Raw genomic sequence first — 24,028 nt, 5'->3', positions numbered from 1 at the left:
TTGAGAAACTCACCGCAGAACGAGGTTCCTCTAACAAAAGTAGTCACGCTGCTTACTGTTGGGTTACTTACATTTGGTTTTGCCCCTATTCTGGTAAGATTTGCAACAGATGTAGAGCCCCTGGCTTTGGCCACAATGAGAACCGGTTTCTCTGCATTGATACTTCTGCCTTTTTGGCTTCCGAAGCGTATGAGGCTTCATGAAATAAAGGCGGCAGGAATAAGTAATTTTCTTTTAATAGCAGCAGGAGTAAGTCTGGGCCTTCACTTCACACTCTGGATTGCTTCACTTCATTATACATCAGTTGCATCTGCATCTGTGCTGGTAACCATTCATCCGGTTATGCTTATCGTTGCCGAAAGCTTACTGTTTAAAACAAAGTTCAGGCCTGTAGTTTGGATTGGCGTTAGTATAGCCTTTACCGGGTCGGTACTTCTGGGTTTAGCAGACGATACACAGATGGATCAGTTCCCGGATGCGATATTTGGAAATACTCTTGCTTTTATATCAGCTGTTGTTTTTGTGGCTTACTTCATGTTAGGGCGGAAAATAAGACAGCGAACAGAATGGATTGACTATGTTTTTTATGTTTACACGTACGCTACAATTACATGCCTGGTGCTAACACTTTTGTGGGTGGGCGGAGTGCCTGCTATTACAGCAACTTCTGTTCTGGTTGGAATAGGTCTGGCAGCCGGGCCAACTGTTTTGGGCCACGGATCAATGAATTACGCTGTTAAATACATTTCACCAACTCTTCTGTCTACCCTGGTTTTATCTGAAGCTGTTGTTGCTGCAATTGCCGCCTTTTTTATTTTTGGGGAGATACCATCAGGATTTTCTTTGGCAGCGATGCTTGTAATCGTTTTTGGGGTAACATTAACCTGGATTAAGAGAATGAACCGTCCTCGAAAGGGAAATCGATAAAGTAAAATTAATTAATGATATACTCTCCATTTCTGCCTTAGATAATCTTAACAGAAAGAGGAATCTTTGTTCCTCTGAAATAAATGAGGTAATTTTCTTTCAATAAATTATTTAGCAATTAATAAGAGATAATTCAAACATCGTACAATAGTAGTGGTCAAGGGTTTATAAAGCATGAAATTTGCTTTTTAAAAACGGATTTTTACTCAAATTTGTTATGTAAGCATATTTCCGTGGCAATTCTTTTAAATAAGCAGAGATAAATTAATTGCCGCTCTTAAACAGGAACGAACCTGTAATTAATGAATATATTTTTAAATAAAACTTTTAAGAAATATCAACAGTGGTCATTTCTGATACTGTTCGTATTTATTGTAGTGCTATTTTCTGCATGCAGTTCTGAAAATCGTGAAGTTTCAAAAGAAGCCTCAGAGACAGAGCAGTCACTGCCGGTATCTATTATGGAGCCGGTCCAGAGAGACTTGGCCGAAATTAAAAGAAGCGGCGTGATTAGAATGATCACGTACTACAGCTCTAATACTTATTTTCTCAACCAAGGAATAGAAGTTGGATTTGAGTATGAATTGGTAAAAGAGTTTGCCCGGGAAAATGATTTGGCTCTGGAGGTTGTAATAGTCGGAGCAGATGAAAATCCATTTGACCTGTTGAACAGTGGTGAAGGTGATCTGATTGCCGCAAATTACACGATAACACCGGAACGTCGGAAAATTGTTAATTTTACCCGTCCCTACAACTTAGTCGACCAATTATTGGTTTTCTCCTCTCAGGCATCTGCGCAACCTCAAACGTTGGAAGAACTTGCTAAAACAGATATCCCCATTTCTGTAAGAAGAAATAGTTCATACTATTCCAGATTACAGGACTTGATTGATAGCGGATACGATATCAATATAAATACTATACCGGATGCCGTTGATACGGAAGCAGCACTTATGCAGGTTGCTGAAGGTGAATTGATGGCTACTGTAGCGGATGATAATATGTTTGATGCAGCCAACCGCTACATGGATGGACTTTTCCCCGGTCCAACTATTGCTGAAAATGATACGATTGCGTGGGCCATCCGGGAGAATGCTGCTGATTTAGAATCCGCTATGAATCGGTTCTTATACAAACATTTCAGATTCACCGAAGACCGGGAACGCCCAAGGCGCTCAACATTTCTGAACGTATTGAGGCAACGCTATTTTGAGGAGAGTAGGCAAATAGCGGAGTTTTATAATCCGGAATGGCAGTACCAGACGATCGGCATAATCTCTCCATATGATGATATTGTCAAATCAGTAGCAGACTCATTAGACCTCGACTGGTTAATGCTTACCGCCATGATTGCCCAAGAATCCAGTTTTAACGCTAATAGTAAAAGCTGGGCGGGTGCCGTCGGGTTGATGCAGGTTATTCCCCGTTTTGTAGAAACGGAGTATGAACAGCTTTACGATCCTGTTACAAATATTCGAGAAGGCGCCAGAATCATTAAAGAAAATCTCTCACACTATTCTTATATGGATAGTACTAACCAATGGCAAATGGCTTTGGCAACCTATAACGTTGGTCAGGGGCATATGGCCGATGCTAGACGGCTTGTAATCGATCAGAATAAAAATCCAAATGAGTGGGAAAATGTGTCAAATGCTCTCTTGATGCTAATGCAAAGGCGCTACTATCAGAATGCACGATATGGATTTGCCAGGGGTATTGAGCCGGTTCAGTATGTAAAAGAGATTATGAACCGTTACAGGACGTATGAGGCTATTATTGCTTTAGCAGAAAATCAGCGTCAAGGAAGTGTTTCCAATGCAATGATAGGAAGAAGCTTATCTAACTGACTTTAAATATTAACAAAGTCAAATCATCACCGAGCTTATCATTTGCAAAAGCTCGTACTTCAGACAAGATTTTTTCCATCAGTTCATTTGAATTGAGGTCCCTGTTTTGAAGGATTAGCTCATATAAACGCTCTTCACCAAACTCTTCCTGCTTATTGTTCATGGCTTCATTCACTCCGTCTGTATAACACACCACTAAATCGCCACTTTTTAATAAAATTTCCTCTTGTTCGTAAGGGCTAATGGTTTCCATTGCCCCTAAGAGTAAACCTCCTATCGATAATTCTTCAAGACTTGAAGAATCGTTACGGAGCAGAAGCGGTGGATTATGACCGGCATTGACATATCTGAAAATGTTTTTGTCGAAAAAATACTTGCCCCAGAAAAAAGTGATGAACTTATCGCTGGGTGTATTTTTATGAATCAGGTCATTGATTCGTTCGGTGGCTTCACTTAATTCTATGTCTACAGGCAACAGTACGTGCAACATGGACTGCAGATTTGCCATTAGTAACGCGGCAGGCACCCCTTTTCCGGTTACATCGCCAATGGCAAATATCGAATTTCCGTCAGGAGTGGGAGCAATATCGAAATAATCTCCTCCTACCTCTCTGGATGACAGCGTACTGGCCGCCAAATCAACTCCTTTTACCTTTGGGACAGGATCAGGCAGTAAACCGCGCTGAATAGATTTTGCAATCGCCAGCTCCTCTTCCATTCTCTCCTTATCAATTCTTTCTTCTAGGAAATAGGTTTTTTGGATGGATACCACAGCAAGATTCGAAAGAGATTTCAGGAAGTTAAAATCGGTCTCCGAATAAGCTTCTTTGTTAAGGCGGTCGCCAACTCCAATTACGGCAACTTTTTCACCCTGAATTGAAATTCCAATAATATTGGTAATCTGATTGGTTTCTAATGTGGGTGCCTTTTCGCAGCAGTGGTCATCTACGGCTCGCACCTCCATAGGACAAAGATTGAAGAGAGTGTCAATCTCTTTTTGACTGAATGGTTTATTCAAACCACTGGAAGTCAAAATAGTTACCTTTTCGGGAGTTTTGTAAATCAGAAAAAAGGTTCGAATAAAGAGCTGACCAAGCAGGGCGAATTTGAAGATGTTGGAAATTTTTTTACGATCCGTAAGCAGGTTAAACTCTTTAGATAGATCAAACAGTGTGTTCAGTTCATGAATTCGGCGATCGAGCTTTCTATTGGTGTTTTTTAGCTGGTCGAAGAGCAGTGAATTTGATAGTGCTACAGACGAAATAATGCATAAACTTTCAGCAAACTCTAACTCTCTGGAAGAGAATAGTTTCCCGGTAGCTTTCCTCCCAAGAAAAAGAAATCCGATGTGTTGATTACTGGTTCGAAGAGGGAAAAAAACAGAATTTTCCATTTCATCTGCTAAAATGGGCAGTTTATCGGAAAAAGAGTTGTAGTCTATATGAGAGCAAGATTTTTCAGATGTACTGAGATTAATTTCAATTGAATCACCTTCAGCAATACTATTTAATCCTTTTGTTTTTTCTACTCTGTAAGTTTGCTTTGCCTGATCAAAGAAAAGTATGGCGGCTTTGCCTGAAAGCAGCTTGCCCATTATGATGAGCAGTAAATTGTTAAGCACAAAATCACTGCTTCGAGATTCGATAAGCATTCTGCTTGTCTCGAGTACGGTTTTCATCTCAAACCGATTTTGGAGCTCTTTTTCCGATACAGCCATAGTCCCCCTTAATTTCTATTTTTACAGAGTCTGATTTCATTTTTATCAGCCCTGGCGTGGTAAGACACGCTATCCATGAGCCGGTGAATAAGATAAACTCCCATGCCTCCTCTTTTTCGCTCTTCAATTTTTTTCTGAATATCCGGCAGGTTGTAATTTTTCGGACTAAAGCTGTTTCCGCTATCAAACAGGCTGATACATAGCTTGTCAGAATCAAAAGAGAGGGTTATATCAACGTGTTTGCTTTTATTATTCTGGTAAGCGTGCTTGATAATATTTGTATACGCTTCGTCTACAGCTAGTTGAAGATCTGATATTTGTTCCTTTGTAAAACGTTGATGCTTTGCGTGTTTTGCAACAAACTCCCTCACCTCTGCAAGGTTCTCAGTAGAAGCATTTACTGTAATTTGGTATGTGGCCGTCTTATTCAACAGCTTTTAATTTTCTTTTGAAAATTGTTCAATGGCATCTCTTTCATCTTCGAGAATATCATAAAGTGTTGGAAAGCCAAGCAGATCGAAGACGTTATAAACACGTTCGTTCATATTGGTTAACTTGATATCTCCACCGGTTGAACGTACATCTTCTATATAGGCCATAAATACACCAAGTCCGGCGCTGGCTATGTAATCAAGTTCACTGCAGTTAACAATAATGCTCGACTTATTGTTGTCTATAAGTAGCTTCAGTGATTCTTCAAGCTGAGAAGCGGTATGCGCATCCAATTCTCCATGAAGATCCAAAACATCTAATCCCGAAGATTCCCGATGGTTAATTTCAAAATTCTTCATCACAATGGTGCTTTCATTTTATTTGGGTTCCTCAAAGATAGAAGTTAGAAAGGGTTGTACAAATAATGAATACGAAAAAATGATAGGCAGGTTACAAAAAATAAGGCATCACACGTATCCGGTGTGATGCCCTGACTATTCATCAAGAGAGACGCTACTTGAGCGCATAAGAATATTAGTAAAAATGATCGAAAAAGCACAACTATAATTGAAAAGTACTTTAAATAATCATGAACAAAGCTTAAAAATCAATTATAACAGTTTGTTAGAGTGGGAATATGTGCCTAAGTTTTGGGCAGGCTTTTTAAGGAATGAAACATTTATAAATTGATTGCCTATATGATTGTGAGAATTAAAGTTATCTCTGAACCAATTCAAACATTTTAAATTAAACCATTATGAAAAAGCTATTATTTGCAATACTAACTGTCGGTTTTCTCTTTACTTTCACTAACCAGGCGAGCGCTCAATGGTCGATTGGTGCCAGCTACGAAACCAGAAATGAAGATCCGACAAATGGATTTGGGTTGCGTGTTGAAAGAAGTGTTTTATCTGCTGTTCCCATAGTTGATTTTAACATGCGGGCTCATTTCAGCTTTTTTAATGACGAAGCACAAATTACTCCAGATGAGCAGTCGTATAGCGGCGATATTGAAGCGTATGATTACGGCTTAGCCTTGACTGCGGGTGTTGGAATAGCATTAGTAAAGCCCTATGTAGGATTGGGGATTGGTGCAGAGAATTATAATTTTCAGGGAGATCAGGGTTTCAGTTTTGATGAGAGTAATTTGTTCTGGAATGGCTTCGGGGGGTTGGAACTCACAATTCTTCCAATGATAAAACCATTTGTTGAATACAGAATAAGCCAGATTTCAGGATCAGATCAGATCAATTTTGATAATGTAAACAGGCTAGCACTTGGAGTTTCTCTAAGATTCTGATGCCAATATCTTGAAAGGAAATAAAAAAGGCTCCTACTAGGAAGCCTTTTTTATTCTTATGGAAAAATTAGTTTAAACGAGAGACCCAGGATTGAGCTTCATATTCGTTTGAAAGTTTATCCTGTAAATTTTCTGCCATTTGCTTGGATTCAACACGTCCTATTCGAACACGATACCAAACATCACCGGTCTCTTCGTTTCCGGACATAACTACAAAAGCGTTATCGAATCCTCGGTTTTTCCACATTTCCAATTCTTGATTAGCTTTCTCTTCAGATCTCCATGACTGAACCTGAACAGCATAATCTCCGTCGTTGCTGTACTGAATCTGACTACGACGCTCTGCTTCCTCAACACTGTCTTGTCGAGCCTGGGCAATGCTATCTTGAATCATCTGCTGCATCTGCTCTTCATAGACCTGTTCTAAAGAGTCTTGCTCTGCTTGCTGCCGTTCAAGTTCCTGTTGGCGAAGCTCTTCTTCACTGGGTCCGCAACCGGCAATTAAGGTGACTGCTAAAATTGAAGCTCCTAAAAAGGATAATAGTGTTTTCATAATGTTTAAACTTTTTTTAAAAGCCTTGGAGATTTGTTTGTAGTACAAGGTTATTAAAAAACTTAACTTATTCATTGATCTTAAACAACATTACGGGAAATTTCTGAATGATAACTCTTTAAAGCTTCCGTAAAATTGCTTAATTTAAATAGACTGAATTTAAATAAGGCCAAAAAAGGCTGCTTATTGTCTATGACAAGGTTTAAGGATGTTATTAGAAGTAGAAAATATTAAAAAATCCTTCGAAAAAGGGAATCCGGTTGTTAATAATATCTCTTTTTCAGTAGGTGAGAATGAAATTTTTGCTTTGCTTGGGCCAAGCGGGTGTGGCAAAACTACAACTTTACGCATGATTTCCGGATTTGAACGTTCTGACCAAGGAACTGTAAAATTGGAAGATAAAGTGATCTCATCTGATAATATCCACACAGCTCCGCAAAAAAGAGGGATTGGGTTTGTTTTTCAGGATTATGCTTTGTTTCCACACATGTCAGCATTGGACAATGTGGCTTTTGGGCTTACAGATCTACCAAAGTTTAAACGAAAGGTTTTTGCTGAAGAAGTTCTGTGCAGAACCGGAATGGGAGATTATAAACACAGAAGTCCGGCAGAACTGTCCGGTGGGCAGCAGCAAAGAGTTGCATTGGCCCGGGCAATTGCTCCAGAGCCAAAATTGGTCTTGTTGGACGAACCATTTTCAAATCTGGATGCAATGCTTCGTGATACAACCAGAAAAGAGGTTCGCTCTATTATCAAAAAAGCCGGAATGAGCGCTATTTTGGTTACTCACGATCAGGAGGAAGCACTCTCTTTTGCCGATAGAATAGCAGTTATGAATGACGGCAAAATTGAGCAAATTGGGACTCCTGAAGAGGTTTATTATAAGCCAAAAACAAAATTTGTTGCTCAGTTTTTAGGACGAACAAATCTATTTGAGGGAGATGTTAACAATATAGATCGAATTGAAACCAACCTTGGTTCGCTACAGCTAAACTGTAAAGCAAAGGGAAGAGTTACCTGTTCTATACGTCCTGAGCATTTGACAATTGAGCGTCCAAATGGTGAAGTAAACACCTGTAATCGCGGGGTAGTTATTGGGCGTGAGTTTAAAGGGCATGATATTACCTACCATGTGAAGTGCGGCGGAGAGAGATATATTGTACACACCGATAACAGAGTTTTATTTGAAACGGATGATGAAGTATTGGTTAAACCGCTGGAACCTGCTGTAGTATTAACTAATCCGTAAATAAGAAATTCTCTGTCCCTGCAGTAACGCCCTTTCCTTATTGATATATCCGATATTTTTTTAATAAAGTGGAGTTGTTTCAAAAAATGAAGTTTTACTGAAACGAAGCCTTCAACTTCCACGTATTGCGTCTTAAAGACTATAAAACCTGAAGTTGATGCTGTACCACTTTTTTCGATTTGCACTACTATCATTTTTATTGATTCCAATGCAGGCTTATGCGCAGGTAGAATTAACCGGTATAGTTCTGGACGATGAAACCGGAGATTCTCTACCGGCAGCTACTATTGTAATAGAGAATTCACTTAAGGGCACCGTCAGCAATACGGAGGGGTACTTTTCAATATCGGTTGCCGAACTGCCTGCTACAATACTGATAAGCTACATTGGATATGAGCGAGCTTCGATTACAATAGATAATATTCAGGCTAGTAACATCACTGTTAGACTATCTCCTTCCATTACGGAACTTGATGAATTAGTGGTTACTGACAGAGATCCCGGTTTAACGATCATGGAGAAAGTGATTGAAAGAAAAAAACTGTGGCGGGCAGATTTGCAATCATATCAAGCTGATGCTTACACGCGGCAGGTTCTTCAGAACGATACATCAATTGTGTCAATATCCGAAAGCAGTTCTGTACTCTATTGGAATCGAAACCAAGGTCACAGGGAAGTTCAGAGATCAGTGAGTCAGACGTCAAACCTATCGGCAGATCAAAATTTTGCCGGTGTTCGAAATTTACCAAATTTTTATGACGACAATATTGATATTGCCGGATACAACCTTGTAGGAATTACGCATCCTGATGCACTATCCTATTACCATTTTACACTTCTTGAAATTCTGCAAATGGATGGGGTACCGGTTTATAAAATCGAAGTAAAACCGCGCCGTAATCTTCAGCCCACTTTTGAAGGTGTGGCCTACGTACTTGGCAGGGACTACGCTCTAATTGATGTAGACTTGAAACCGAATGATGTTGTCAGTTTCCCGCCTCCGGTTCAGGATTTTGATCTGGCATACAAGCAGCAATTCAGCAATTACGGAAGTGACTTCTGGTTTCCTGTGGACATGAGAATTATTGGGCGAATCCGGATTGGTATGGTTGGCCTGCAATTTCCGTCCATTCAGTTTAGGCAGGTTTCAAATATATCAGACTATCGTGTAAATGTCTCACTACCTGACTCCATATTCCAGGAGCAGACTCTTCTCACACAAGCTGACACCATCTCAACTGCCGATGCTACAAAGAATGAAATTCCACTTACTGAAGAGGAAAAGCTGGCATATGAGACAATCGACAGTACGAAAACAATTGAAGATGCATTCAGACCGGAAGGTTTTCTGGCCAGAATGGTTGAGGATAGTGATGGAAGTGAAAGCTCCGGGTTTTTAGCAAGATTCGGTAATCGGGTGCCGGGAGGAGTAGGCGTTCGTGGACGTTATAATCGCGTTGAAGGAGTTCACCTTGGATTGAACTACCAAAAAAGGACTGCGGATTCAGGTCTGGGTACAAAGTTTTTTGGCGGATATAGTTTTAACACGAAGGATTGGGATTATGGGGCTGATGTTGAAAAAAGAGTAGTAAAGTTTAAAAAAAGCGAAATTTCTGCGCAGTTATCATATCAAAATGGCACGGAAACGCAGTACATGTCTGAGATTTATTCTTCCGGGATGAACAGTATTGTAACGCTGCTTGGCGGGGATGACTATTTTAATTACTTCAGAAATGAAATGGTGTCCACGGGTTTTAAACTGTCGAATATCATTAACTGGATAGATCTGGAGGTTTCAGGAAATCACGAAGTACATCGTTCTTTTAATGCAGGTAATGAAATTGATTTTAAACTTTTTAATTGGGAGAGTGCCCGAAGAGTAAATCCTGAGATTGAAGAGGGCACGAACCGTTCTCTATCTGTAAATATTGGATACAACGTACAGGATCGAAATTTTGGACTTACAGGGGGAAGGCAAATTAAAATGGCTGCGGAAGTGAGTCGGCCGCTATTTGGGAGTGATTTTGATTACTCGTCTATTCGGATGACGGTAGATTGGAATTTCGAAACATTTTATAAGCGGAGGTTATTTGCAAATACTCTCGATTTATATCTCTCAGGTGGAGTTGTAGAAAGTTCAGCTCCGATACAAAAATTGGGTAGTCTAGACGGTTCATTAAGCAGATTCACCCCGTTTTCAGTTTTAAAAACGAGATCATTTCTTCCATATATTGGAAATAAGTATGGTGTGATTTCATTTGAGCATAATTTTAGAGCAATTCCTTTTGAATTGCTTGGTCTAAATTATTTTGTGGAAAATGGATGGGGTATTATTCTTTTTGGAGGTGCCGGCACTTCAGAACTTAACAAAAAGTCTTCATTTCTTATGATGGATACAGATGGAATTCATACTGAAGCTGGAATCAGTTTGAATAGTATCTTTGGAATATTGAGGCTTGATTTTGCCAAGCGTCTGGATTCACCTGGTCATTTTATAGGCTTTAGTGTTCCGCGCTACTTTTAAATATTCCGGGAAATAGTGGGGATATTGAATTTGATTGGTAAATAAAAAAAGCGGACTGAGTTATTCAGTCCGCTTTTAGTTTGTTGAAACTTACGTTCAGTTAGTTTCCTGGAGAAAATGGATATGGATTCAGAGGATGTGACTCTGCTCGTCGGTTTTTCTCACAACCGGGTGTGTTCTCATCCATTTCAGCTTCAGCACACTCAACTGGAGCTTTTCCTAAGCCTCTATGTTCAATGCGATCTTCTGCAATACCATTCTCAGTGTAGAAATCTACAACAGAATTCGCTCTTCTCAAGCTAAGTCTTAAGTTGTACTGATCTCCACCAATATGGTCAGTATAAGCATCAACTCGAACTCTGAATGCTTCAACGTCCATCAGCATCTCAACGTTTTCAGCCAATAGTCTGGCGTCGCCGTCGCGAATGTCGGATTGGTCAAAGTCAAAGTTAATGGTATTCAGTTCGTTAATGAAAGGGGGATCATTTGGATCGAGCGGATCTGTTCCCATTTCAATCTCTTGTCCATCTGTAAATCCGTCACTGTCTGAATCAGGGGCGAGTGGATCTGTATCGTAAACGTTAACTTCATCTCCATCAGAGAGTCCGTCACCGTCACTGTCCGGATCAAGCGGGTCAGTTCCGTATTCGTCAACTTCATCACCATCAGAGAGTTCATCTCCATCAGTATCCGGACTCAGTGGATCAGTTCCGTAAGCGTTAACTTCATCTCCGTCAGATAGACCGTCGTCATCGCTATCCATGTTAAGCGGATCGGTTCCGTAAGTATTAACTTCATCGTTGTCGGTAAGACCGTCATCGTCAGTATCTGCGTTAAGCGGATCAGTTCCGTAAACGTAAATTTCATCGTAATCAGATAGGCCGTCTCCGTCACTGTCTCGCTCCATAAGCTCTTCGTCAGAAAGGCTCATTAGGTATTCGAGTGTTAATGGATCGGGATCCCCTTCAGGTTCTCCTGTACCGCAGGCTTGAAAAACGAGCACTGAGGCAAGTAACCCAATAATTAAGTATGTAGGTGATTTAAACATTGTTATTCTCCTGTACAGTTAGTGTGAGGTTTTAAGTTAGATATTATTCACTTTAACAAAAAATACATAACCATCAATCGCAAACAAAAATGTTTTTTTTGACAAATGCTTGTGAAAGATGATATATTCTGCCTCGACGGGGCTATAGCTCAGCTGGCTAGAGCGTCGCGCTGGCAGCGCGAAGGTCCGGGGTTCGAATCCCCGTAGCTCCACATCGGTTGAAAATCAATTATGTGTATTTGTCTGGAGAAAGAAAAGGCGTACAGTTTTTCAAACTCCGGATTATTGTAGGTTTTCCCCATAAATGTATTTTTAGTTTGCATGAGTATCAATTAGTATGCAGTACACTTCTATTTCTGAATAAAAACATACTAAATTGACATACTTGAGGCACAGTTATATACGTCTTTCTTCTATTCTTGTTCCTATAAGCTCAAAGGGTTTTCATAATTTAGATTTGGTATAAACATCCTCAAGAACAGTAGATCAACAGTATTCAAATTGTTTTTAAGATCTTCTCAATGAGATAATCAGCCTTTTGGGCTTTTTAGGTTGCGAATAGTGAAAGAATTTTGTTTTTCTATTTAAATATGAACGCTTGCCGGGAAAATCAAAATTACAGGCTTGAAGTCTGTATATTTTAGAGACTTCAAGCAGTCTATTTTGATTTTTTCAGATTTCGATAGGTATGGATCCGATTTTGCAGCATTACCAAATGGTCGTATAATGCAGTTAAATTACATCCACAGAATTTAAATCTACCAATGAGCAAAACTATTTCATCAGTTCTGACCCTTATTCTGGCTGCACTGCTGATGCTTTTTATTTTCTTTTTACCTCCTATAAAAACAGCAGACCTCAATTCCAGAGACCTGCTATTCCAACTTAGAGGACCGATAGATCTTTCCGAAAGTGATATTGTAATCGTTGAGATAAGCTCAAGAGCTGATGATGAAATTCCGTATAAATATCCTTGGCCAACCTATGTTTATGCAAATCTGATTGAAAATTTAAACCAGGCCGGCGCCAAAGTTATTGCTTTTGATATCCTTTTCGACCAACCTGATCTTTATGATCTGAACAACGATACACTTTTTGCCCAAGCTGTTGAAGAGGCCGGGAATGTTATTTTTTCAGGCCGGGTGAGACAGGAACCGGAAAGGCGCTTTTTGGGCGGTGTGGTTGCAGATCAGCGAACGCCTTCTTTTCCAAGACAGATGTTTCTGGATGCTACCCCGTGGGGAATCGGGTTTGTAGATATGAGACCTGACCTTGATGGGTTTATTCGAAGCTATCCATTTCAGTATAACTATTTGAATGAGACCTACTATTCGTTTTCTGTTCAGATTCTCCCGTTGATATTTGGGGAAGATGTTACTCTGGAAAACAGGAGTGACGTGTATGTAGCTGCGAATCAACCGATACCCAAAACGGAAAAGAACCGTATGCTAATTAATTATCACGGAGGGTATCGATCATTTGACTATGTGGGTTTCGAATCGGTGATCGATGACGCAGATTTTGAAACCAGAACCGAAATGCAGGCTTTTGAAATAAATGAGTTCGATGATCCGGATTACGGTCTCTTATATAAAAATATCTTGAAGGATAAAATTGTATTGGTTGGAACCACAATGCCTGAACTGCAAGACTTCCATTCGGTGCCTTATCCCGACCGAAGTGGTGAATACTCAATGGCGGGGGTTGAGATACACGCACACGCACTGCAAACTATATTGAGCGGAAACTTCCTTGAGGAAGTTGACAGCCTGAATAGTTTACTTATCACCATGATTTTACTGCTAGCTAGCTACCTCATAACATCCAGATTTGTAGGATGGTCGGGATTATTTATGGCGCTTATTATTGGCTTTATTTGGGTAATTACTGCTGCACTGTTTTTTATATACGGAAGTCTGTTTATCCCAATTGTACCTGTTTTGCTAGCAGTTGTAGTTGGATATACAGGTTCGGTAACACATAATGTGATTTACGAAGAGCGAGAGAAGAAAAAAATTAAGTCGATGTTTTCCTCCTACGTATCTCCTGAGCTTGTGGATAAAATGATTTCCGATGAAATTGAGTATACGCTGGGCGGAAGGGAAGATGAGTTGACGGTAATGTTTTCAGATATCGAAAATTTCACAACCCTTTCAGAGTCACTCGCACCGACTGAACTGGTATCCATGATTAATAATTACCTGAATACTTTTACGGAAGTAATTAATGAGGAAAAAGGTACACTGGACAAATTTATAGGGGATGCGGTAATGGCTTTTTATGGGGCTCCGGTTCCTATTGAAAATCAGGCAGCATGCGCCTGCAGAACCGTTTTGAAAGTTGAAAAGCGATGGGAAAAAATATCAAACGGAGTAGACGGTATACCATTTAAAACAAGGTATGGAATTAACACGGGGCTCATGCTGGTGGGGAATATGGGATCAGAAAGGCGCTTTAATTATACCGTGATGGGAGACAACGTGAACCTGGCCGCACGGTGCGAGTCTGCTTGTAAGATTTTTGGTGTGTACGCTATAGTATCTGAAAGTACGAAACAGCAGGCAGAATCGTCCGGCGAGTTCGTGTTCAGGCAGCTGGGAAAAGTTCGTGTAAAAGGCCGATACAAGTCAGCAGAATTATACCAGCTTGTTGGATTTTCCGGCCAAATTGATCAATCATCGTTAAGTCTGATTAAACAATTTGAAACGGGTTTACACTTTTACTTCGACAGGAAATTTAAAGAAGCGCTCGCCATTTTTGAAAAATTGAGCGCAAAAGAATCGGAGAGCTTTCATGTAAGTGAATATCTCAATCCATCCCTATTCTACGCAGAACTGTGTCGTGATTTGATTGAAAACCCTCCCGAAAACGATTGGAAAGGTATTATCGAACGATAAATTTCTTACGATTTATCGTTTATATTTAGTGTGAAAGGCCTTATATTTATTGCTCGGGGCAAGTCTCATACAGCCAGCTCCCTATGAACTCCGTCAGGGTCGGAAGGCAGCAGCGGTAGTAGGTCGTAGCGGCGTGATATGAGTAGCTTGCCCTCTTTTTTTTATATACTCTTCTCGATATGACCGGCAATGTGCTCAGCATGAATTCTGCTGTTCTCTATAAACAGACTGCTTGTATCCATTCCACCACAAACCACACCGGCAACGTACAGTCCTTTTCGATTGGTTTCTAACGTTTTTTCATCAAAAACCGGCATCTTTTTTTCATCTGTGGTCAGTTCAATACCCATACTCTTCATGAGATCAAAGTGTGGCAGGTAGCCGGTCATCGCAAGAACAAAATCATTTGGAATGGTCTTTTTCCCACCCGGTGTCTGAATATCAACCTCTTCTTCCCGTATTTCTAAAACTTCAGAGTTAAAGTAACCGGTGATTGATCCCTCTTCAATTCGATTATCTATATCCGGTTTCACCCAATATTTAATGGAGGGTTTGAGGGTATCCTGCTTAACAAGAATGGATACATTGGCACTGCAGCGATAAGTTTCCAGGGCGGCGTCTGCAGCAGAGTTTCCGCCACCTACTACAAGTACGTTCTGCCAGGCATACCGATGAGGGTCATCGTAATAATGAAGTACTTTAGGCAACTCTTCACCGGGCACGTTCATCATATTGGGTTTGCCATAAAATCCTGTTGCCAGAACAACTTTTTTTGCTAAATAGGTATCTTTTGTGGTAACAACCTCAAAATTTCCATCTTCGCCATTTACACTCTTTACTTCTTCAAAAAGATTTACATTTAGCTCGTAATGTTCTGCGGTGCGTCTGTAGTACTCAAGAGCTTCTTTTCGTGTAGGTTTAGATCCATGAGAGATAAAGGGAATGTTTCCAATCTCCAGTTTATCAGAAGTTGAAAAGAATGTCATATTGGTAGGATAGTTGTAGATTGAGTTTACCAAACAACCCCGCTCTATAATAAGAGATTGAATTCCTTCCTGTTTCAACGCAATTGCTGTGGCAAGCCCGATTGGACCTGAACCGATTATAATAACCATAGGTAAATGCTAGTAAGTAAAATGTGTTTATTTGCAGATTTTAAATTATGCCTGTTTCCCATGAGGGGACAGAGCAAAATAATCGCCAATAACTTTGTTAATCCATCCGGATGGAATACTCCAAAAACCAACATGCCCACCCTCTTTTGGGTAACTTGATGATAAAACTGAATTTTTTTGAATATCGTTGACCGGAGTCCATTCAAACGGGCAAAGAGGATCGTCCTGGCTATGTATGAGTAAGGTTTTTGTTTTTATTTTATCCATAAAGAATGCACTCGAACAGCTTCCGTAGTAGTGATCGGCGTTTTCGAAGCCGTGAATAGGAGCGGTTACCTGATCGTCAAATTCATACAGCGTACTTCCTGTAAAATCAGGAAGGTCTGAGAACATCTCTTTTTTTATTTTCAGTTTCTTTTCAAGTGTGACAAGAAAGCTTTTTGAATAGAGTCTGTTGAATCCTTTTTCGAGATTCAAAGATCCTTTTTTTAGTTCAAACGGTGTGGAGATTACAGCTGCCTTATCGATCAAATGATGCTTGCCGTGTTTGTTTAGATAATTCAAAAGTGTGCTTGCTCCAAGTGAAAAGCCGGCTGCTGTATAGTATTCGGCATTTGGAAAGTTTTGTTCAATCCATTCAAAAACAGTGTGAAGATCTTCAGTTTCTCCGGAATGATAGAATCGTTTTTTCCGATTCATTGTGCCGCTGCAGCTTCTGAAGTTAACGGAAACTACGCTGAAGTTTCTTTCAAGCAAGTGTTCGGTAAGTCGTTTAATGTAATATCTTCTTGCATGGCCTTCCAGACCATGAAACAACACCGCAACCGGAGATGTCTCGCTTAGTTGGGTTACATCCAAATCCAGAAAATCTCCATCCGGTGTATCAATTCGAACTTCTTCTGCACGAATGGGAGGTCCCTGAAAAAAAAGAGAACAGAGGATAGTGTGAACATGTCCGTTAACACACCAGGGCGCAGATTGAAATCCGTTTGCATGAACTTGCTGATCAGATTGTAAGGAGTCCGCCATTGTGTTGATTTCCAATTTTTAAAGAAATTGCGATGCACTTTCTGTATCATTTCTTAATTAAACATAAGATAAGGAAAGTAAACAGACGATGAATCAATCATTTCCGCGACGGCCTGTAAAGAGAATTGCTGCAATAGACCTGGGAACAAATTCATTTCACGCCTTGATCGTTGAGATTTTTTCAGACGGTAGTTTCTATACGGTCGATAAGTTAAAGGAGATGGTTTTGCTTGCTGAAAAGGGATTGGGAAACAGACTTTCTGATCAGGCAATGGAACGGGGGATTGATGCATTAAAAAAGATAAAGTTACTTGCAGATAATCAACAGGCTGAAACAATTTTGGCTTATGCAACAAGTGCAATTCGGGAGGCAGAAAATGGAGGCGACTTTATCCAGTGTGTTATTGATGAGGTAGGTGTGAAAATTAACGCCATACCGGGTAGAATTGAAGCAGAATTAATAGGTCTTGCCGTTCAGCACGGAATACGGATGCCGAAAACCCCTGCAGTTATTATGGATATTGGCGGTGGCAGCGTTGAATTTATACTGGCCGATCAGGAGAAATTTCATCATCTGAGCAGTAAGAAACTAGGTGTGGCTCGTATGACGGCCAGGTTTGTTGATCATGACCCCATTACACAGGAAGAAATTGATTCGCTCAAAAAACACTTCGATAAACAGCTCGCTGATGTAGCAGAAGCATTTGCCATGCATCGCTCTTCTATGTTGATTGGATCATCCGGTACGATGGAGAATATCGGTTTAATGATTGCGCATAGAAATAATAAAACACCAAATTTAACAGTAAATGAGCTTGAATTTACGGATAAAGAGTTTTTTGAGTTTTATGATGATGTAATCGGGCTGAATGGAAAAAAACGAGCAAAATTGAAAGGGCTGGATGAAAAGCGTATCAAACTTTTGCCGGCCGGATTAGTACTCGTTTACTACATCCTGAAAAAGTTTGGGATTAAACGTGTAAAAATTTCATCTCAAGCACTCAGAGAGGGAATTGTGCTTCGTTTCATCAAAAAAGAGATGAGTGAGGGAGTTCGGATGCATCTGGATGAAACTCCACGCAGAAGAAGTGTATTGGAACTGGTACATAAATGTGACTGGCACAAAGATCACTCCATCCATGTTGCAGAAATTGCGCTAAAATTATTCGATGAACTGTCTGATGAACTAAATCTTGAATTCGAAGACCGCGAGCTTCTCGAGTATGCCTCCTTTATGCACGATATCGGTTATCATATCTCACACCGGAAACATCACAAACATGCGCTTTATATTATCAATAATGCAGACCTGAAAGGTTTTAAAGAAGAGGAGATTGATGTTATGGCAAACGTTGCCCGCTACCATCGCAGGTCGACCCCAAAATCGAGGCATTCCCACTATAAAAAGCTAGATAAAAACGTAAAAAACAGAGTAGAAAAATTGAGTGCTATACTACGGGTTGCAGACGGACTGGATCGCAGCCACTTTCAAAATGTGAGAGATTTAGAGGTAGTGAAAAGCAACGGTCAGATTAAACTAAATATTGAAACAGAGACAGACCCAAATCTTGAAATTTGGGGTGCTATGAGAAAGCGATTTCTATTTGAGGAAGTTACCGGAAAAGAGTTGAAAATTATCCATTCAGAGAAGGCTGAATAGAAACAAGTTTGTAGCGCAAAAACTTAAAAATATTTCGCGAATTCGAGGCTAGAGGGGATTATTTCTTTAATCTTTTTCTATAATTAACCGGTTTAGCTTAATAGGTTAGGGAGGAGATATTTACTTTTTTACTCCAGTCTATAAGGTAGATTTACTTTCTCTGTATCGGTTAAATTTATCTCTAAATGTGAAACCTTCCGTATCTTTAAATCGTTATACAATTCTCAATTGCAGGCCGGTCAAATTAAATAAAATCAACTGGTGAAAAACCCGGCATAAGAGATAATAAATCAGGACTAACTTAAAGTAATATTTAGAAGAAAAATGAAGTTCATAAGTAAATTAGTATTGAGCTCAGTACTGCTTTTAACACTGGTTGCAGGAACTGCTCAAGCCAACACTACAGATGTTGTAAAGGATAACATACTTGAAGCGATTCAAAACATTGACATCGTAAGTCTGAACGTTCTGCTTGCAGAAGGTGCGGATATAAATGCTGTTGATGAAAAGGGGAACACAGCATTAATGCTGGCTTCAAAAATTGGAAACCCAAGAATGGTGAAAATTATTCTTGCGCACAATCCGGATATAAATAAACAAAATAATATGGGCTACACTGCACTGATGATTGCATCGGAGCAGGGACAAACTCATCTTGTTGAAGAACTGCTAAAGCAAAGTGCAGATTCCACATTGAAAAATATGGATGGATTTACTGCTGCTGAATTGGCAATCCGTAATGGACAACCAAATGCAGCTGATTTGCTGAAGGGCAGGACCCAAAAAGTTATAGTCAGATAAATTTTGATTTGACCAATTAACTAGAAAGCCCCGGATTGCCTTGCAGTTCGGGGCTTTTTTGTTTTTTTGCGTAATTGTTGGCTAAGTTGTTTCGGTGCGATATTTTAAAACGTACGATAACTTATTTGATGCCATGCCATTATTACGCTTTCAACTGTTCTCTTTTTTGTTAATCATAACCGGGAGTTTATTTATGAATGCAGCTGCTCAACAGAATCACGACTCGTTGGACTGGAGTGAAATTGAAGATCATTTTATAAAAAAAGCTTCTGATTATGAGGTTGTGGGAGGCGCTTTAGTTTATTTGAAGGATGGTGAAATAAGCGAAAAGGTTTATCACGGTTACGCTGATTTGGAGAATGAGCGCAGAGTGAATGAAGAAACAATTTTTCACTGGGCATCTATTACCAAAACATTCACTGCTGTTGCCATCATGCAGATGCGGGATCAGGGATTTCTTTCACTGGATGATCCGCTGGTAAGCTATCTGCCGGAGTTGAATAAAATTCACAACCCGTTTGGCAGCATGGATGAGATCACCATTCGAATGGCGTTGAACCATTCTACAGGACTTCGAAATTCAACATGGCCCTGGGGTGGCAATGAGGACTGGCATCCGTTTGAACCAACCCAATGGGAACAGCTCGTAGCCATGTTTCCCTATACTGAAGTTGAGTTTGAACCGGGAAGCAAACATAGCTACTCCAATCCGGCAATTATTTTTCTGGGTAAAATAATTGAAAAACTGAGCAGTGACCCCTGGGAGGTGTATATCGACAAAAATATTTTGAAGCCGTTGGGAATGCACCTATCCTATTTTAATCACACTCCATATCATCTGCTTTCGAAAAGATCCAATAGTTATCAAATCAAGAATGACGCTCCTGTTGCCCGAGGGTTCGACTTTCATGCCGGAATCACCACACCCAATGGCGGTTTAAATGCTTCACTCACCGATATGATTGAATACCTCAATTTTCTGCTTGGGGTACATCGTTCAGAACATGAAGTGTTGAGCAGAACATCAATTGATGAACTTTGGCAAAATGAACTTGAAATTGAAGAGAAAGACGGAGTAAAATCATCTGCGGCACTCTCTTTCTTTTTGGAAGAGTTCAACGGCATACGGGTTATTGGCCATACCGGTACCCAGTTTTCGTACTACTCCTGGTTTTATGTTCACCCTGAATCGAATAGAGCCGTAATTTCTGTGACAAATACAGACGGTAAGCATGACATGTTTGAATTCAGGGATGAGTTTACCCGGCATCTGTTTAAAAATCTTTTTACAACATTTGAGTGAGCATGCATTATTTAAGGGAAAACATTCTTTTCTATGCAGTGAACATTTCGTTTATTCAATAGAACTCAAATAAATAGATGTTGGATGAAAAATATATTGCTACTGCTCTTTTCTTTTATACTCTTACCTCTTGGAACTTCAGCTCAGGAAAGTATATCCGAAATAACTTCAGGTATGGAGAAATACGAAGGTTATTTTAACTATTGGTGGGATGATGATACCGGAAAAATCTGGCTGGAAATCGACAAACTTGATCAGGAGTTTATTTATGTAAATTCAATGGCCGCCGGAGTTGGATCGAATGATATTGGACTGGACCGCAGTCAGCTCGGAAATACACGGATTGTAAAATTTGTACGAGTGGGTCCGAAGATATTGATGGTTCAACCAAACTACGACTACAGGGCATCCTCAGAGAACCGGCTTGAGAAGAAATCTATAGAAGAGGCCTTCGCGCAATCCATACTATTTGGGTTTGAAATTGAAGCAGGAGAAGGAAACCGTGTGCTAATTGATATTACAGAATTTCTGATGCAGGATGCGCATGGAGTAGCTGATCGTCTTCGAAGAAATAATCAGGGAAATTACTCCGTAGATCAATCTCGGTCTGCTATTCACTTGCCCGGGACCTTTAACTTCCCCAAAAATTCAGAGTTTGAGACCATGCTGACGTTTACCGGTTCCGGAGCCGGCTCAAATCTCCGATCAGTTGCGCCAAGCGCAGACGCGGTAACCGTGCGGCTTCATCACTCATTTGTTGAACTGCCGGATGACGGATACAAACCGCGAGAACTGGATCCTCGCTCCGGGTTTAACGGGATCAGCTACCAGGATTACAGCACGCCGATCGGTGAGGACATTACAAAACGATATGCTGTTCGCCATCGGCTTGAAAAGAGAAATCCGGAAGCGGAATTGAGTGAGGCTGTTGAACCGATTGTATTTTATCTGGATAACGGAACTCCGGAACCTGTTCGGACGGCACTTCTGGATGGTGGGCGATGGTGGAATGAGGCATTTGAGGCGGCCGGCTATAAAGATGCCTTTCAGGTGAAGGTTTTGCCTGATGATGCACACCCTCTCGATATTCGCTACAACGTTATAAACTGGGTTCATCGATCAACACGAGGCTGGTCGTACGGTTCATCCGTCGTAGATCCGCGAACCGGTGAGATCATCAAAGGAAATGTACTGCTTGGCTCACTGCGTGTTCGGCAGGATTATATGATTGCCGAAGGGCTTCTTGCCCCGTATGAAGAGGGCGTGGAGCCGGACCCTGAAATGCTGGAAATGGCGCTGAATCGTATCCGTCAGCTGTCGGCTCATGAAATTGGTCATACGCTGGGAATTACTCATAACTTTGCCGCCAGCGTGAATGATTTGGCATCAGTTATGGACTATCCTCACCCAATGGTTACAGTTGAGGATGATGAATCTCTTAGCCTGGCCAACGCTTATGATATAGGAATCGGTGAGTGGGATAAACGGGCTGTAATTTGGGGCTATCAGGACTTTACTGAGGATACAAATGAGAAAGAAGCTCTTGAAGATATTATTTTAGAAACCATCGACCAGGGACACCTGTTCCTGTCTGATGAAGTAGCTCGCCCTCAGAGCGGTTCACATCCCGATGCGCACTTATGGGAATACGGCTCGGATGTTGTTTCCCAGCTGGATCACATACTGGAAGTGCGAAAGATTGCTCTTGATAATTTCGGAGAGAAAAATACCCGAATGGGTCGACCTATGGCTAATCTGCAAGATGTTTTGGTGCCAATTTATCTTTTTCACCGCTATCAGACGGAAGCCACGGTGAAGCTTATAGGGGGAATGGATTTTGCCTATCAGATGCGTGGAGACGGTCAGCCCGGGCCGGCTGTTGTGGATGCTGATGTTCAGCGTGCCGCACTTGAAAAGATGTTAAAAACACTACAGGCAGAAACTTTGGCACTTCCTGAACGCTTATTGGATCTGATACCGCCAAAGCCGGCCGGTATATCGTCTACACGGGAGAATTTCAGGGGGTACACAGCTCCTGCTGTAGATCCCATTGCAATGGCGGAAGTTGCTTCAAACCTTTCAGCATCATTGATTTTTAATCCGGAGCGGGCAGCGAGACTGACTCTCCAATCAGCACGAAACAGCGACTATCCTGATCTGCATGAAGTTATCAGGGAAATAATTCATAACACTATTCTGGATGATGAAAGAGAAGGCTATCTCGGATCTGTTCAAAGGGCAATTAACGTTTCTGTTCTGCGCAATTTAATGCAGTTGGCAGGTAATCAAAATGCGTCTCCTGATGTTCAGGCTTTAACCAGAATGATGCTAGGTCAAATTCAGGGGCATCTCGCTGAAAAAGCGGAAGGCGACAGCAACATGATCTGGAAAGCTCACTACAGCGAAGCATCAAGTATGATTGAGCGTTTTTTGATGGATGCCGAGTCTTTCTCTGTTCCACCTGCACCCTATACCCCGCCGGGATCTCCCATTGGAAGCGGTGGGATGAATACGGACCTGCTGATGTGTGAGTTTTAATCATTAATAAATTAAGGTCAAAGTCCCCTCTTATTAGGCATGGACTTGTATATGTCTGAATCGATGTATTATTAACTGAACTCAGGTTTATAGATACAAACTTTAGTCATGTAAATTCTTTATAACAGAATATTTGGATTGGTTGGTGTGGATATGTTAGACGGTTTTACTTTTAAGAAAAATGATCGAGGTTTTTCGGAAAAGTCGTTCGCATTTATGCGCAAAACGATTATTCCGACTACGAAATATCTCTTCAGCCCGCGTATTACAAACCCGGAAAATTTACCTCAAACGGGACCCTGTTTTATCTTTGGTAATCACTCTAACTATTTTGATCCATTTTTGATCAACGTTGGGATGCAGAAGGAGCCGACTGCCGGAGTGATGACCAGGGATCAGTTCCATAAGACTATCCCCAGAGTTTTTATGGACAGTATTGGTATTGTGCCGACCAGCAAATATGTGCCTGAACCGGGAATTATTCGCAGTGTGATGAAGATGATCGATCAAAACCGGATGATTGTGATCTTTCCTGAGGGTGGCCGGCGCTGGGACGGGAAGCCAAAACCACTCATAGAAACCACGATTAAGCTATTCTGGAAGATGGGAATTCCGGTTCATCCGGTACAAATTCACGGCTCATACCTTGGGTGGCCGCGATGGGCAGACCGATTTCGAAAGTGCAGTATGGAACTCCGATTTATGAATCCGCTTCATGTATCGGAGTTTGACAATTATGAAGAATTTGCTCAAGTATGTCGCAATCAGATAGAATTTGAGGAGTATAATCCTCCGGATGAAGTACGCCCGCCGTTTGCAAAAAAACCTGCAGCAGGAATTGAAAGATTTCTTTACAGGTGCCCGGACACAGGTAAAAACGGAGCTATTTTTTCTCCCGACGGTGAGCATATCTTTAGCCGATCATCATCAATGAACTACAGAATGAATGCTTCATCCAGGCTGATCGACATTCATGGTGAAGAGCACTCGTTGATTAACCTGTTTGAGAAAATAAGTGGCATGCCCATAACTCTTTTAAGGGAAAAGCTGGTACTTGAAAAACAGGGAGCAGAACTATTTAAAATTGA

Annotated in this window: 18 protein-coding genes, 1 tRNA gene and 1 other RNA gene; 13 read left to right on the top strand and 7 right to left on the bottom strand. The window is 40.8% G+C overall.

Annotated elements, in window-relative coordinates:
- Together ACESM0_RS01375 and ACESM0_RS01370 are read left to right on the top strand one after the other, a co-directional pair.
- Nucleotides 1-927, top strand: coding sequence for a DMT family transporter (locus tag ACESM0_RS01375; RefSeq protein WP_372902900.1), 927 nt, complete (start codon nucleotides 1-3; stop codon nucleotides 925-927).
- Nucleotides 928-1,229: 302 nt separating this feature from the next.
- Complete coding sequence (locus ACESM0_RS01370; RefSeq protein WP_372902898.1) at nucleotides 1,230-2,774, top strand: transglycosylase SLT domain-containing protein; 1,545 nt, start codon at nucleotides 1,230-1,232, stop codon at nucleotides 2,772-2,774.
- Here ACESM0_RS01370 and ACESM0_RS01365 read toward each other — a convergent pair.
- Genes ACESM0_RS01365 through ACESM0_RS01355 form a run of 3 tightly spaced genes read right to left on the bottom strand, consistent with a single transcriptional unit; the run spans nucleotide 2,767 to nucleotide 5,282 of the window.
- Nucleotides 2,767-4,491, bottom strand: a complete 1,725-nt coding sequence (locus ACESM0_RS01365; protein WP_372902896.1) for a GAF domain-containing SpoIIE family protein phosphatase — start codon at nucleotides 4,489-4,491, stop codon at nucleotides 2,767-2,769. The two genes, ACESM0_RS01370 and ACESM0_RS01365, sit on opposite strands and share 8 nt — an antisense overlap.
- A gap of 8 nt (nucleotides 4,492-4,499) precedes the next feature.
- Nucleotides 4,500-4,922, bottom strand: a complete 423-nt coding sequence (locus ACESM0_RS01360) for an ATP-binding protein (RefSeq protein WP_372902894.1) — start codon at nucleotides 4,920-4,922, stop codon at nucleotides 4,500-4,502.
- A gap of 6 nt (nucleotides 4,923-4,928) precedes the next feature.
- The gene (locus ACESM0_RS01355) at nucleotides 4,929-5,282 is read right to left on the bottom strand and encodes an STAS domain-containing protein (RefSeq protein ID WP_372902892.1); all 354 of its coding nucleotides are present in this window, start codon (nucleotides 5,280-5,282) and stop codon (nucleotides 4,929-4,931) included.
- Between the two features lie 398 nt (nucleotides 5,283-5,680).
- Here ACESM0_RS01355 and ACESM0_RS01350 point away from each other — a divergent pair, with 398 nt between their 5' ends.
- Nucleotides 5,681-6,223 (top strand): outer membrane beta-barrel protein, encoded by a 543-nt coding sequence (locus ACESM0_RS01350; RefSeq protein ID WP_372902890.1) that lies wholly within the window; start codon nucleotides 5,681-5,683, stop codon nucleotides 6,221-6,223.
- 67 nt (nucleotides 6,224-6,290) lie between these two features.
- Here the strand turns inward: ACESM0_RS01350 and ACESM0_RS01345 are convergent, their stop codons facing one another.
- Nucleotides 6,291-6,776 (bottom strand): SPOR domain-containing protein, encoded by a 486-nt coding sequence (locus ACESM0_RS01345; protein WP_372902888.1) that lies wholly within the window; start codon nucleotides 6,774-6,776, stop codon nucleotides 6,291-6,293.
- 208 nt (nucleotides 6,777-6,984) lie between these two features.
- On the opposite strand from ACESM0_RS01345, the gene ACESM0_RS01340 reads away from it, so the two are divergent.
- Both ACESM0_RS01340 and ACESM0_RS01335 read left to right on the top strand, forming a co-directional pair.
- On the top strand, nucleotides 6,985-8,025 hold the full coding sequence (locus tag ACESM0_RS01340; RefSeq protein ID WP_372902886.1) for an ABC transporter ATP-binding protein: 1,041 nt from the start codon (nucleotides 6,985-6,987) through the stop codon (nucleotides 8,023-8,025).
- Between the two features lie 157 nt (nucleotides 8,026-8,182).
- Nucleotides 8,183-10,549 carry a DUF5686 and carboxypeptidase-like regulatory domain-containing protein gene (locus ACESM0_RS01335; protein WP_372902884.1) on the top strand — a complete coding sequence of 789 codons (2,367 nt, stop codon included), beginning with the start codon at nucleotides 8,183-8,185 and terminating at the stop codon, nucleotides 10,547-10,549.
- Between the two features lie 100 nt (nucleotides 10,550-10,649).
- Here ACESM0_RS01335 and ACESM0_RS01330 read toward each other — a convergent pair whose 3' ends face one another.
- Nucleotides 10,650-11,597 (bottom strand): OmpA family protein, encoded by a 948-nt coding sequence (locus tag ACESM0_RS01330; RefSeq protein ID WP_372902882.1) that lies wholly within the window; start codon nucleotides 11,595-11,597, stop codon nucleotides 10,650-10,652.
- A 138-nt stretch (nucleotides 11,598-11,735) separates the two neighbouring features.
- On the opposite strand from ACESM0_RS01330, the gene ACESM0_RS01325 reads away from it, so the two are divergent.
- The 3 genes from ACESM0_RS01325 to ffs all read left to right on the top strand — a co-directional run bounded on the left by ACESM0_RS01325 (nucleotide 11,736) and on the right by ffs (nucleotide 14,650).
- Nucleotides 11,736-11,809: transfer RNA gene (locus tag ACESM0_RS01325), tRNA-Ala, on the top strand.
- A gap of 552 nt (nucleotides 11,810-12,361) precedes the next feature.
- The gene (locus ACESM0_RS01320; protein ID WP_372902880.1) at nucleotides 12,362-14,494 is read left to right on the top strand and encodes a CHASE2 domain-containing protein; all 2,133 of its coding nucleotides are present in this window, start codon (nucleotides 12,362-12,364) and stop codon (nucleotides 14,492-14,494) included.
- A gap of 56 nt (nucleotides 14,495-14,550) precedes the next feature.
- An RNA gene (gene ffs, locus ACESM0_RS01315) (signal recognition particle sRNA small type) lies at nucleotides 14,551-14,650 on the top strand.
- Between the two features lie 5 nt (nucleotides 14,651-14,655).
- On the opposite strand, the gene ACESM0_RS01310 is transcribed toward ffs, so the two are convergent.
- Nucleotides 14,656-15,609 carry a YpdA family putative bacillithiol disulfide reductase gene (locus tag ACESM0_RS01310; RefSeq protein ID WP_372902878.1) on the bottom strand — a complete coding sequence of 318 codons (954 nt, stop codon included), beginning with the start codon at nucleotides 15,607-15,609 and terminating at the stop codon, nucleotides 14,656-14,658.
- A 45-nt stretch (nucleotides 15,610-15,654) separates the two neighbouring features.
- Nucleotides 15,655-16,638, bottom strand: a complete 984-nt coding sequence (locus ACESM0_RS01305) for a YheT family hydrolase (protein WP_372902876.1) — start codon at nucleotides 16,636-16,638, stop codon at nucleotides 15,655-15,657.
- 88 nt (nucleotides 16,639-16,726) lie between these two features.
- On the opposite strand from ACESM0_RS01305, the gene ACESM0_RS01300 reads away from it, so the two are divergent.
- From ACESM0_RS01300 to ACESM0_RS01280, 5 genes are all read left to right on the top strand, one after another.
- Nucleotides 16,727-18,298, top strand: coding sequence for an HD domain-containing protein (locus tag ACESM0_RS01300; RefSeq protein ID WP_372902874.1), 1,572 nt, complete (start codon nucleotides 16,727-16,729; stop codon nucleotides 18,296-18,298).
- Nucleotides 18,299-18,622: 324 nt separating this feature from the next.
- Nucleotides 18,623-19,099 carry an ankyrin repeat domain-containing protein gene (locus tag ACESM0_RS01295; protein ID WP_372902872.1) on the top strand — a complete coding sequence of 159 codons (477 nt, stop codon included), beginning with the start codon at nucleotides 18,623-18,625 and terminating at the stop codon, nucleotides 19,097-19,099.
- A gap of 193 nt (nucleotides 19,100-19,292) precedes the next feature.
- Nucleotides 19,293-20,402 (top strand): serine hydrolase domain-containing protein, encoded by a 1,110-nt coding sequence (locus ACESM0_RS01290; RefSeq protein ID WP_372902870.1) that lies wholly within the window; start codon nucleotides 19,293-19,295, stop codon nucleotides 20,400-20,402.
- Nucleotides 20,403-20,576: 174 nt separating this feature from the next.
- Nucleotides 20,577-22,940 carry a zinc-dependent metalloprotease gene (locus ACESM0_RS01285; RefSeq protein ID WP_372902868.1) on the top strand — a complete coding sequence of 788 codons (2,364 nt, stop codon included), beginning with the start codon at nucleotides 20,577-20,579 and terminating at the stop codon, nucleotides 22,938-22,940.
- A 153-nt stretch (nucleotides 22,941-23,093) separates the two neighbouring features.
- A partial coding sequence (locus ACESM0_RS01280; RefSeq protein WP_372902866.1) for a lysophospholipid acyltransferase family protein occupies nucleotides 23,094-24,028 on the top strand: 935 nt, incomplete at its 3' end.

Source organism: Rhodohalobacter sp. (assembly GCF_041686455.1).
Lineage (GTDB): Bacteria > Bacteroidota > Rhodothermia > Balneolales > Balneolaceae > Rhodohalobacter.
The sequence above is the reverse complement of the archived record's forward strand: the minus strand, read 5'-3'. Positions and strand labels throughout refer to the sequence as shown.